The 12,641-nt window shown below is 50.5% G+C and carries 7 protein-coding genes; all 7 read left to right on the top strand.

The features are described from left to right. The first annotated feature begins 52 nt into the window (after positions 1-52). Genes G8759_RS05765 through G8759_RS05735 form a run of 7 tightly spaced genes read left to right on the top strand, consistent with a single transcriptional unit; the run spans position 53 to position 12,626 of the window. Entirely contained in the window at positions 53-1,171 is a 1,119-nt protein-coding gene (locus G8759_RS05765) for a hypothetical protein (protein WP_167206051.1), read from the top strand. Then, positions 1,168-2,970: an FAD-dependent oxidoreductase gene (locus G8759_RS05760; protein ID WP_167206049.1), complete on the top strand. Its 1,803-nt coding sequence runs from the start codon at positions 1,168-1,170 to the stop codon at positions 2,968-2,970. The genes G8759_RS05765 and G8759_RS05760 overlap by 4 nt, the downstream gene beginning before the upstream one ends. Then, a complete protein-coding gene (locus G8759_RS05755; RefSeq protein ID WP_167206046.1) occupies positions 2,945-3,955 on the top strand; it encodes an FAD:protein FMN transferase in 1,011 nt (336 codons plus the stop codon). Before G8759_RS05760 ends, G8759_RS05755 begins: the two co-directional genes overlap by 26 nt. A gap of 52 nt (positions 3,956-4,007) precedes the next feature. Further along, the gene (locus tag G8759_RS05750) at positions 4,008-6,542 is read left to right on the top strand and encodes a glycerophosphoryl diester phosphodiesterase (RefSeq protein WP_167206044.1); all 2,535 of its coding nucleotides are present in this window, start codon (positions 4,008-4,010) and stop codon (positions 6,540-6,542) included. A gap of 19 nt (positions 6,543-6,561) precedes the next feature. Next, a complete protein-coding gene (locus tag G8759_RS05745) occupies positions 6,562-8,307 on the top strand; it encodes a sodium:solute symporter family protein (RefSeq protein ID WP_167206042.1) in 1,746 nt (581 codons plus the stop codon). Positions 8,308-8,338: 31 nt separating this feature from the next. Continuing rightward, a complete protein-coding gene (locus tag G8759_RS05740; RefSeq protein ID WP_232074144.1) occupies positions 8,339-10,363 on the top strand; it encodes a glycoside hydrolase family 2 protein in 2,025 nt (674 codons plus the stop codon). Next, on the top strand, positions 10,338-12,626 hold the full coding sequence (locus G8759_RS05735) for an FAD-dependent oxidoreductase (RefSeq protein WP_167206037.1): 2,289 nt from the start codon (positions 10,338-10,340) through the stop codon (positions 12,624-12,626). Before G8759_RS05740 ends, G8759_RS05735 begins: the two co-directional genes overlap by 26 nt. The last annotated feature ends 15 nt before the right edge of the window (positions 12,627-12,641 follow it).

Below are 12,641 nucleotides of genomic sequence, written 5' to 3'. Positions count from 1 at the left end.
AGGTCTCAAAGACCTTATAGGTTTCTAACCGGGTGTCTAATCAATCATCAAAATGGTACGCTCAACGGCTTTTCTAGTAATCCTGCTGCTACTTTCCGGCTTTTCGGAACGACCAGCACCTTTTGCCCGAAAGCCAGCCAAAATACGGGAGTTTACCATCACCGAAAACGACACAACTTCTTACACGCTCAAACTGGCTTTCGATGAGTCAGATCAGCCGTCGTACTTCTTTCGTAATGTATTTACGCCCGTTTGTCTGACGGGCGAATGTAAACCGGTGTATATCAATTTCTACTGGGATTTATTGGGCAATTACACCCGGTATGATTTCCCGCCGGGGCAGGTATTGACCAAGATGGATCACCGGGAATTCAAGCAGGAAGATTATGACAAGTTACAGGACATCCTGAACAACCCGAACTCACTCCTGAAAGATGTAGCGATGGAGGATCTGGTTGGGAAAGGAACCGAAAATCTGGCCGATTCTGTAGACGCCAAAGCGGGGGCCACACTGAAAACGGTAAAAAATGAAGTGATCGACGGTGCGGTCTACACCTGTTATACGCTCTGGCACATTGTTCATGGAAAGGTGGTCGATGAAATGCAGAAGATAACGGAGACCTATCGAACCGAGCCACTACTGCACCGTTTTCTGGCCAGCAGCAATCACTTTTACCAATACTGGGCCATGGAAAAAGTCGTCGCTCAAGACGGGACGGTCCTGGAGTCGTTCAGCCCTGATATGCTGAGCATTATTCGGGGAAAAAATATTTTTACCGCCCGTTCGGCACTGCAAAAACTCGGCAACCCGTTTTTCATGGAAAATGCCCGTCAAATCTGGCTGTGGGAAACATACCGGTCGGCGGGCTACCCGCTACAAATTGCGATCTTAAAAAAACTGGCCAAAATTCCCTTTCAGAATGCGCTGGCCGAAGCAACCGCCAGCGAGATGGCCAATGCCAACCGCGAACAGTTTACGATGATGCTCAATTTGCTGGCTGCCCAACCAAGGCTATCAGACAAAGCCCAGCAAACGATGGCGAATCATCTGAATAATGCCAATCAGGACTATGCCGCTGAAATCTACCGGGTACTGACCGCTTTCCACCCTCGGAATCACGATGTTGTGGCGAAGATGAATGCGTTTAAAACAAGAGCTACTCAAAAATGAAAACAATCCTTCAATTTCTGTTATGCCTGTTGCTCACTCTGCCCCTTTCGGCGCAGAATCATGTCTTTCTGGAAACAGAATCGTTTCAGGATAAAGGCGGTTGGGTAATCGATCAGCAATCGTTTGTCGTGATGGGTTCCTCTTACCTGATGGCACACGGCATGGGTCGCCCGGTAAAAGATGCCACCACCACCATTACTTTCCCCCAAAAGGGTAAATATCAGCTCTGGATACGTACCAAAGACTGGGCACCCTTCCCGAAAGGACCCGGTAAATTTCAGGTTGTCGTTGATGGCCAGCCGATAAAAACCATCTTTGGCGAAAGCGGTTCCGACGAATGGAAATGGTATAGTGGCGGAGAAATAGACGTAAAAAGTGAGCAGATGAAGCTGGCTTTACATGATCTGACCGGTTTTAACGGACGCTGCGACGCCATTCTGTTTACCAATGCACCCAAATTCACACCACCCGATAAGCCCGAAGCACTGACCGCTTTCCGAAATAAGCTGTTGAACTTGACGGATAAACCCACCGAAGCCGGAAACTTCGATCTGGTTGTTGTGGGTGGCGGAGTTGCCGGAACCTGTGCCGCTATTTCTGCCTCCCGAATGGGGCTGAAAGTCGCGTTGATTCAGGACCGTCCTGTTTTGGGGGGGAACAACAGTTCCGAAATCAGGGTACACCTTATGGGCGATGTCGACAAAAACCATTACCCCAAGTTGGGACGCATTGTTCGGGAAATGGACAATGGTGACCCCGGCAACGGAAACGCCGACGCCAAAGAGTATGGCGATGCCCGAAAATTTTCCATCGTCAAAGCCGAAAAGAACATTTCACTTTTCCTGAATACCCACGTCTATAAAGTCGAGAAGAAAGGGAATGCCATTGCCGCCGTGATTGGGCGGGACATTGCGACCAATCAGGAAGTGCGTTTTACGGGTGCTTTGTTTTCTGACTGCACCGGCGACGGTACATTAGGGCATCTGGCCGGAGCCGACTATCGGTTTGGCCGGGAGAGCAAAACCGATACCGGCGAATCACTGGCGGCCGACAAAGCCGATGATTTTACACTCGGCACATCAAATCTGTGGGCGTCGCTGGAGCGCGATACGGCCTCTTCATTCCCCGAAACGCCTTGGGCAATTCCCTTTTCAGATGAATATCACATCGACGAGGCCAAAGCCGACTGGCAATGGGAAACAGGTTTTGGTAATTTTAACACCATCACTGATGCTGAAAAAATCCGCGACCATAATCTGCGGGCCATCTATGGAAACTGGGCGTATCTGAAACACAACAAACAGGCCAAATATGCCAAGCGCGAACTCGCCTGGGTGGCTTATATCGGCGGCAAGCGCGAATCCAGAAGGCTCATGGGCGATCATGTCCTGAACCAAATGGACATTCAGGAAGGGAAACAATACCCGGACGGAACCGTAACAGCCACCTGGACCATCGACCTTCATTTTCCGGATGCCAAAAACAGCAAATATTTTGAGGGACAGGAGTTTTTTGCCGGAACCAAGCACATTAAAGTGGCGCCTTATACCATTCCGTATCGGTGTCTGTATTCCCGCAACATTCCCAATCTATTCATGGCTGGGCGCAATATCAGCACAACCCACGTTGCGTTTGGCAGCACGCGGGTTATGCGTACCTGCGGTATGATGGGCGAAGTGGTTGGCTTTGCGGCTTATCTGGGCAAAAAATACAATACATCACCGCGCGGAGTTTATCAGGAACACCTGCCGGAATTAATGGCAATTATTAAAGATGAACCAACTGCGGCCAAACCTTAACCGGATTCCCTGGGTATTCCTGCTCCTTCTGCTCTCTTTTTTGGGGAGAGCAGAAGCGGTAACAGAGCACCCAATGGTCAGTCTGGAAGGGGAAACGCAGGGCACATCCTACCACATCAAATACAGGGACGAACAGCAGCGTAATCTCAAAAAAGAAATTGATTCGGTTCTGGTAACAATTGACAACTGTCTATCCACCTATGTGGCCGATTCCGAGATTTCGCAGTTTAATCGCTCGGAGACGATGCATCGATTTCGGCTGCCCTATTTCTACCCGGTCCTCAAAAAATCGGAAGAGGTGTTCCGGGAAACGAATGGTGCTTTCGACCCAACGGTGATGCCGCTGGTTGAAGCCTACGGGTTTGGGCCTAAAAAAGTACGATCGACAGGACCGGTCAATGTCGATTCATTATTACAGTTAGTTGGTTTTCGCAACGTCTTGTTTGATGCTGTGTCTATCCGAAAAGTAAAGAAAAACATACGACTGGACTTTAATGGCATTGCTCAGGGCTATAGCGTCGATGTCATTGCTGAGTTTCTGGAACGCAAAGGGATTAACCGGTATATGGTAGAAATTGGCGGGGAGATCCGGACGAAAGGGCCGAAAGGTGATGGTCAAACGTGGACAATCGGCATCGAGAATCCACTCCAGCCCGGAAAAATGCAAACGACCATGAAGCTGGTCAACCGGGCTATGACAACCGCCGGAAACTACCGGAACCACTACCAATCGAACGGCCAGACGTTTAGCCACATCATCAATCCAAAAACGGGTTCGATGGAGCAAAGTTCGGTGTTGAGCGTAACCGTATTTGCGCCGGATGCCATAACCGCCGATGGCTACGACACCGCGTTTTTTGTGATGGGCCTGGAAGCAACGAAGCGTTTTTTAGCCAGGAGACCCGATTTGGATGTGTATATCCTCTATACCAGCGAAGATGGTCAACTGAAGGCGTTTGCCAGCGAAGGATTGAAAAACTTGTGACGAATAAATTGATACTCAACCGGATTACAAGCAGTAACTCTGAAACCCTGACATGAAGAATAAAACCTTAATTGCTGTTTATCTACTGACGCTAAGTGCTTTTTCGGGCTTTCATCCAGTAACAGGACAGACGATTACACCTCAGTTGGCTAATGATCGTATTCGCCTGGTCTGGACAAAAACCACCCGTGGTTTCGAAGAGAAGCAGATTCAGGTCAGGAAAGGCGACCGCTGGCAAACCCTTGGTACGCCTTCTGGTGAAAATACGCTGCTCTATTCAGCAGATAAGCCCAATCCGAAACCCGATACGACATTCAAAACGATTACGGGCGAAGATTTCCCCAGTCCGAAATATCACTACCAGCAAGTGCAATGGGCAGAAAGTACCAATCCGGTTTCGCTGAATAAGGCCGGACAGGCCATCCACTTCTTCCCGAAGAAGGCAGAACAGAGTGGAAAAAACAAGGTCGTATTCAGCCAGGAAACCGAAGTCGCTACCATTGTTTCGGAATGGACGTTAGACCCAAAATTTTCGTCAGATATTATTGTCAGGCAAACCATTAAGCCCAAGAAAGATGGGTATTTTTCGCTTGCCAGCCCGACAATCGCCACGATCTCAGAACAGAATCTGACCTGGGCAACGGTTCCCGGCTATTTTCAGGGAAATAAAATCCAGACAAATTTCGCACTGGCCTATGCCTATGGTCACGGCATTCCATCCTTGCCCGTCCTCTACCGTGAACGCTGCGCCAGTACACTCAGTCCGATGATAACGACCAAAAACGGCATAACCCTCTCGGTTATTCCCGAGCCCGGTCTGGCGCGCGACCCCTGGGCGAATGATAAAATCACGCAAATAGACTGGAACATCGGGTTATCGCATATGAACCGGAAAGCCCAGCTTTCGCCGACGCTGTATTATCCGGTATTGGGCGAACCAAAATCGGCCTTGAAAGCGGGTGAAACCATCAGTTATAGTTTCCGATACAGCCTGACCGATGGGGACTGGTTCAAAGCGCTGAACCATGCTGTTTACGACGTTTATCGGTTCAACGAAGCATTGGCATTGCGGCAGAGCAAACAATCATTAACGGACCGGATTGCCAAAATGCACCACTACCTGACCGATCCGAAAACGTCCTTGTGGAACATTGAGGATTTTGAGGGGAAGAAAATTGGGGCACAATCGTATCTGGGTGGCGTGGTAGGATCGAACAAAGACGCCATGAAAAACTCCGATTACGGCGCCATGTGGATGCTGGCAACGGCTACCAAAGACACGGCGTTAACAAAAAACGTTCTGCCCTACGCCGAGAATTTCAAACTGGCTCAGCAGGAAACCGGAAATAGTTTTTTCAAGGGTGCTCCTGAGGGACAATACTACCTGGCCAAAGCAAAAAAATTCGTCGAAGAATGGGGTGAAGTGGTCGAACCGATTGGCTTAACCTACTACACCATGCTCGACATCGGCAATATGCTGTTATTCGAGCCAGAAAACGCCGAATTGAAAGAACGACTGCGCTTCGGTGCCGACCGTTTATTAACCTGGCAGAAATCAGATGGCCACTGGGCGGTCGCCTACGATCGTCATTCGGAGCAGGAAATCTTCAAAGACATTCAGGATGTAAGGCCGACATTTTACGGATTGATTGTTGCCTATCGGATTCTGAAAGAGCCGAAATACCTCGCTGCCGCCCGAAAAGGAGCCGATTGGCTGATTAAAAACGCCGTTGAAACGGGGAGTTTTCTGGGCGTATGTGGCGATGCCCGTTATGCCCCTGACTTTGCTACGGGTCAATCGGCGCAGGCGTTTCTGGATTTGTTTGACCTGACCAGCGACGTCCGCTACAAAGACGCAGCTATTACAGCGGCCAAGATCTATACCACTTCGATTTATACCCACCCCATTGCCAGTCATCAGGCAAAAACCGTGAATGGGACCCCACGCGAAGATTGGGAAATCAGCCAGGCGGGTTTGAGTTTTGAACATGGTGGTATTTTCGGTTCGGCCACCCGGTTAGGTCCGATTCAATTGTGTAGTCATGCCGGGATGTTCATCCGGATGTATGGCCTGACGAAAGAGCCAATTTTTGCGGACATGGCCCGTTCAGGTGCCATTGGGCGCGACGCGTTCGTTGACCCTAAAACCAGTGTTGCCTCCTACTATTGGCAAGCCATGAACAGAGGCTCCGGGCCGTATCCACACCACGCCTGGTGGCAAATCGGCTGGCTCACCGATTACCTGATGGCTGAAGCGGAGTTGCGGTCGGGCGGAAAGGTAACATTCCCGCGTGGGTTCGTAGCCCCTAAAGTTGGCCCTCACCAGACGTATGGTTTCGCACCAGGGACGATCAATGGCGAAAAAGCGACACTGCTCATCGATGAAAACCTGGCCAAGATCGATAACCCGTCGATTGACTATCTACTGGCCAAAGCCGTAAAAGGCGAAAAGCTGTTTGTCGTCTTAATGAACAATCGGGCGCAGGCATCTGATTTTCAACTGGCTATCAGAAACGGAAAATCCATTTCGAAGCGGTTGCCCGCGTTCGGAATCGAGGTGATTACGGTCGAATCCAAGGATTTATAACCCTTAACCTACTTATCCATTGAATACAACCATTGATACTGCCGTCATCGTCATATTCTCGGCTTTTGTGCTGGGAATCGGGATGCTGTTTGCCCGGACGGGACGAAACCTGAAATCGTTTTTTGCGGGAGGAGAAGCCGTTCCGTGGTTCATTGGTGGATTGTCTCTTTTCATGAGCTTTTTCTCAGCAGGCACTTTTGTTGCCTGGGGATCAATTGCTTATAAGTATGGCTGGGTCGCAATTACCATTCAGTGGACAATGTGCATTGGCGCTTTGGTAACGGGTCTGTATCTGGCCCCTCGCTGGAAAGCCGCCGGAGCCCTCACTGCCGCCGAGTTTATTCGTGAACGGCTCGGCCTCACGGTCCAGAAAGTCTATATTTTCATTTTCACGCTGGTCAGTATTTTCATTAAAGGATCGGTACTGTATCCAGTAGCTAAACTGGTCAGTTCATCCCTTAACCTGCCACTGGTACCCTGTACCATTGGTCTGGGTCTGTTCATGATTGCCTACACCGCCGTGGGTGGGTTGTGGGCGGTTATGGTTACCGACATTCTGCAATTTGTGGTGCTGTCAGCCGCCGTATTCATTCTGTTGCCATTGTCATTGGATAAAGTCGGTGGTTTCGATGGCTTCACACAGGCCGTACCCGTCGACTTCTTTTCTCCCCTCAATGGGGAATACACCATTGGATTCGTGCTGGCCTTTGTGCTTTATCACATCGCTTACATCGGCGGTAACTGGACATTCGTACAACGCTACACGAGTGTGGACAGCCCAAAATCAGCGCGAAAAGTCGCCTTTCTGTTCGCGGGACTCTACCTCATCAGCCCGATTATCTGGATGATGCCGCCTATGATCTACAAAGCCATCAATCCAGGGCTGGTTGGTTTAGACACAGAAAACGCCTACCTGAAAATCTGCCAGCTTGTGTTACCACCCGGTTTGCTGGGTCTGATGCTGACAGGTATGTATTTCTCGACCTCGGCAAGCGCCAATACGGCCCTGAATGTGGTATCCGCTGTTTTTACGAATGACATTTATAAGGGCATCATAAACCCGAAGGCATCGGACAAACAACTGATTCGGGTAGCACGCGGGTCGTCGTGGGTATTTGGCCTGGGCATGATCGGCATTGCGCTGCTCGTTCCGGCAGCAGGCGGAATTGTTGAAGTGGTACTCAGTATTTCGGCCATTTCGGGAGGACCGCTGCTGGCTCCTCCCCTCTGGGCTTTGTTCTCCAAACGCCTGACTAGCCGTGCAACGCTCTGGATTACCAGTATCGGCCTGGCGGTTAACTTATTCTTTAAAGTACTATCGCCTTTATTGCTGGATTTCAAACTCTCAAGATCGTGGGAAACAGCCATTGGCATGGGGATACCTCTGTTGCTCTTGCTTGGTTACGAACTCTGGGCACGTTCGCAGGACAAAACGGCCAATGAGTATTATAGCTACCTGGTGGCCCGACAACAAAAACGGGATGACGCACAAAGTAAGGAAGCACAAACGGAGTTAGCAGCAGAGGCCATCGAGGTAAAAAAACAAAATCGCTTTGGCTTACAGGTCATTGCGGGTTCACTGGTGTTCACGGCCCTGATGCTGTTCGGGCTAAGCTTTCTGACCGCATCCGGCGCGGGTATTACAGCAGGCATTGCCGTAGTCATTTTACTGGCCGCTCTGATTCCCTGGCGGGCTGCCGGTACTGTTGTTAAAACTATTTCCTCAAATGCGCCGATCGACAGGCCAGTTAACGAACAAATATAGAATGATCAGTAAATTCCATAGGTTGATAGTGATGGCTGTTTTTTTGCTGGCGGGTTCGGCGCAGGGCCAATATGCAATCCGTGACCCGAAAGCAATTCCGCTACATGGCGAATGGCGGTTTGCGCTCGATCCGGCCGAGGCCGGCGAGTCAGAACAGTGGTTCTCCAATAAGATACCGGCCAATGGCTGGGATAAAGTCAGTGTGCCGCATTGTTTTTCGGTCGATCCACGGTATCAATTTTATACCGGCACGACCTGGTATCGACGCACATTTACCTGGCAACCATCGGGCAAAAAACGGGTTTTATTGCATTTCGACGGGGTTTATTATGCAACGACGGTATGGCTCAATAACCGTAAAGTCGGTTCACATGAAGGCGGCTATACCCCGTTTAGCTTCGATGTTACCGACTACCTGACAGCCGGTTCAGAAAACAGTCTGGCTATCTCAGTAAATAACAACACCTGGAAACCGGGCAGTATACCCGGAGCCAAAGACAATGGCCGTCCCAATGATCCGTTCCCAGGCTGGGTGAATTACGGTGGTCTGATTCGGCCGGTTTATCTGACTGTCGAACCGGAAGTCTACGTGGAGAACATGAAGGTGGAAGCCTTACCTGATTTAGTCAAAGGAACAGCCACGCTCACCCTCAAAACCCGCATTCGGAATACATCGGGTCAGGCGGTTACGCCTGCTATTCAGTATCAGGTTAAGCAAGGAAATAAAACACTGGTTCTGAAATGGAAGAGTGCAACTGGTACTGTCGGTCCTAATCAAACGGCCGTGCTGGAAGCCGAAGCGCCCTTAAAAGCCACTGATGTGGCTTTATGGAGCGTTGACAAACCGACACTCTACGATCTACGAGTTATTGCCGGGACCGATACAACCACGACGCACTTTGGTATTCGGAAGGTTGAAGTTCGTAATGCGCAGCTTTTGCTCAATGGCCAGCCCATCAAAGTAGCGGGTGGCAATCGGGTTGTCGATTATCCGGGGCTGGGCTCGATGGAACCCGACTGGCTGATCGAGAAGGATCTGCGGCTGATGAAGGAAGCAGGCATGGAATTTCACCGTCTGACGCATTATACCCCCAGCGAGGCCGTTTACGACTGGGCCGACCGAAACGGAATGCTGATTATTTCGGAAGCGGGTAATTGGCAGCTTACCCCAAAGCAGATGGCAAACGATACGATCCGCCGAAAATTCCAGCAGCAATTCCGGGAAATGGCCGAACGCGACTGGAATCACCCCAGCGTAATCGCTTATAGCGTTGGCAATGAATACCTGTCTGAAACGCCTTCGGGGCAGAGTTGGACGAAAGACATGATTGCTTTTGCCCGCACACTCGACGCCACCCGGCTCTACACATTTGCATCGATGCGGTTGAACATACTGCCCAAAAAACCGGAGGATGAAGCCAGTCAGTATTGTGATTTTGTTTCAACAAATTCCTACGGCAATCATGCCAAAGTACTGGATCACATTCATCAGCTCTATCCCGATAAGCCTATTCTGATCAGCGAATGGGGTCGCCGGGCCGACACCGAAATGGGCGATGCCGGACAGATTGCCGACGTGGAGCAGGTTGTTCGGGAAATCAGGAAGCGGCCTTACGTAATCGGCGCGTCGTGGTGGTCATTCAATGATTATCAAAGTCGGCATCAGGGCACCAATCCCAACGGCTACCGGCCCTGGGGGCTGGTCGGGCCAGAACGGGCAAAACGACCGATGTACGCGACCTATCAGCGCGAAATGGCACCCGTAACCGTTGAAAAAACAAGCTGGACTCCTGGGCCAGAAGGCGTTCATACACTTACCATCCGGATAACGGCCCGTAACGATTTTCCGGCCTATACGCTTCAGGGCTACCAGCTAAAAGCCAACGATGACAGCCTTACTATACCAACCTTGCAACCGGGTCAAAGCGTTGACCTCGTTGTTCCCGTTCGTGGGTTTGACAAAACCCTTTCTGTAACCATCCTGAAACCAACGGGCTTTTCAATTCTTACTCAAACGATTGATCTAACGAATGATACGCGAACAAGCAACCGATAAACGAACCTTAAAAACCATCCGACATGACGCCGATCTGATTGTAGTTGGCGGGGGCTTATCGGGTGTCTGTTGTGCCATCACAGCAGCTCGGGCAGGCATTCGCGTCGTGCTGGTGCAGGACAGGCCTGTGCTCGGCGGCAACGCTTCGAGCGAAGTACGGCTGTGGGTTCTGGGCGCAACTTCACACATGGGCAACAACAATCGATGGGCCCGCGAAGGCGGTGTCATCGACGAATTGCTTCTCGAAAACTGGTACCGAAATCCGGAAGGGAATCCGCTGATTTTCGATACGATTCTGCTCGAAAAAGTAATTGGCGAATCCAATATCACCCTGTTACTGAATACGGCGGTGTATGAGGTAGAGAAATCGACGCCGGATACCATCAGTGAACTGAAAGCCTTTTGCAGCCAGAATAGCACGCTATATGAGCTTGTAGCTCCTTTGTTCTGCGATGCCTCAGGCGACGGAATTGTAGGTTTTCAGGCGGGTGCAGCCTTTCGGATGGGAGCTGAGTCAGAGGAAGAGTTTGGCGAAAAGTTCGCTCCTTCGGCCGAATACGGCGAGTTGCTGGGCCATTCGATGTACTTCTACACGAAAGATACGGGTCGCCCGGTTCGCTTTGTTCCACCGTCTTATGCACTGGATGACATCACCAAAATTCCACGCTACCGTCGGTTCAATACCCAGGAATATGGTTGTCAGCTGTGGTGGATCGAATATGGTGGCCGCTTAGACACCGTTCACGATACCGAAAAAATCAAATGGGAATTATGGAAGGTTGTCTATGGGGTCTGGAACTACATCAAAAATTCGGGGCAGTTCCCAGAAGCCGAAACGCTGACGCTGGAATGGGTCGGTCATATTCCGGGTAAGCGCGAAAGCCGTCGGTTTGAGGGGGATTACATTCTTCGCCAGCAGGATGTTGTCGAACAACGTGAACATGTCGACGCGGTGGCTTTCGGGGGCTGGAGTATCGATTTACACCCGGCCGATGGCGTATTCAGCGAAAAACCCGGCTGTAATCAATGGCATAGCAAAGGAATTTATCAGATTCCATATCGCAGTCTTTATTCCCGTAATATCAATAACCTGTTTCTGGCTGGTCGCCTGATCAGTGCCTCGCACGTTGCATTCGGGTCGTCGCGTGTGATGGGCACCAGTGCCTATGTAGCGCAAGCCGTCGGTATGGCTGCTGCCCTATGTACCCGCGATGGGTTAAAACCCCGTGATCTTGTTGACAGGCCAGAGCGGCAATACGTTGCGTCTCTACAGAAAGAACTGCTGAAAATCGGTCAGTACATACCCGGCCTTCGGTTGCACGATGACCAGGACTTAGCCCAACAGGCGCATCTATCGGCATCCAGCGAATTTGTTTTGAGCAGCTTACCGCCCGATGGCCCACTTGTAACGCTGGCGCAACCATCGGCACAGATGCTGCCAATTCCGGCAGGACCCGTACCTCATTTGAAGGCGTATGTGACGGCTGATCAGGACACAACCCTTACGGTAGAACTACGTCGAAGTAGCAAACCCGGCAATCATACGCCCGATGTAACGCTGCAAACCCTGACAATTCCCGTACGAAAAGGGAAGCAAGAAGTAGACTTACCGTTTAATGCAACGCTGGACCACGCGGGTTATGTATTCGTGTGTTTCTTGAAAAATGAACACATCCGGCTCCAGTACAGCCAATTGAGAGCGACGGGTATTGTATCGGTGTTTAATAAGAGTAATCCGGCGGTATCAAATTATGGCAAGCAGGAGCCAACCGACGACATTGGTGTCGAAACGTTTGAATTCTGGTGCCCGGAACGTCGCCCAAAAGGGCATAATATTGCCTTACAGATTGAACCCGGCATCCGGCTGTTTGCGGCTGAAAATGTGCGAAATGGCTTTCAGCGCCCTACGAACCAGCCTAATGCCTGGGTAGCAGCTCCGACTGATCCCAACCCGACGTTAACGATGAGCTGGGCCGACCGGAAGCAAATTAGTCGGGTCGAGTTGTTTTTCGATTCGGATTTCGACCATCCGCTCGAATCGGTTATTATGGTACACCCCGAAACAGCATCACCCTTTTGCGTTCAGGAATATGTACTTTGTAATGATCGCAATGAACGCATTTTTCACCAGACCGAAAATCACCAGAGCCGGAACGTTATCCGGTTCGAGCAACCACTTGATACCAGTAGCCTGACAATCCATTTGAAAGCCATGAACGGCAATGCACCGGCTGCTTTACTGGAGGTCAGAGTTTATGCATGAATGAGTATTGGGTAA

The organism is Spirosoma aureum, from assembly GCF_011604685.1.
Classification (GTDB): Bacteria; Bacteroidota; Bacteroidia; order Cytophagales; family Spirosomataceae; genus Spirosoma; species Spirosoma aureum.
This window is presented reverse-complemented; position numbering and strand designations above follow the sequence as displayed.

Coding starts and splice junctions, on each gene's coding strand:
- G8759_RS05755 (WP_167206046.1), top strand. CDS start 2,945: ATGAACCAACTGCGGCCAAACCTTAACCGGATTCCCTGGGTATTCCTG.
- G8759_RS05760 (WP_167206049.1), top strand. CDS start 1,168: ATGAAAACAATCCTTCAATTTCTGTTATGCCTGTTGCTCACTCTGCCC.
- G8759_RS05735 (WP_167206037.1), top strand. CDS start 10,338: ATGATACGCGAACAAGCAACCGATAAACGAACCTTAAAAACCATCCGA.
- G8759_RS05740 (WP_232074144.1), top strand. CDS start 8,339: ATGGCTGTTTTTTTGCTGGCGGGTTCGGCGCAGGGCCAATATGCAATC.
- G8759_RS05765 (WP_167206051.1), top strand. CDS start 53: ATGGTACGCTCAACGGCTTTTCTAGTAATCCTGCTGCTACTTTCCGGC.
- G8759_RS05750 (WP_167206044.1), top strand. CDS start 4,008: ATGAAGAATAAAACCTTAATTGCTGTTTATCTACTGACGCTAAGTGCT.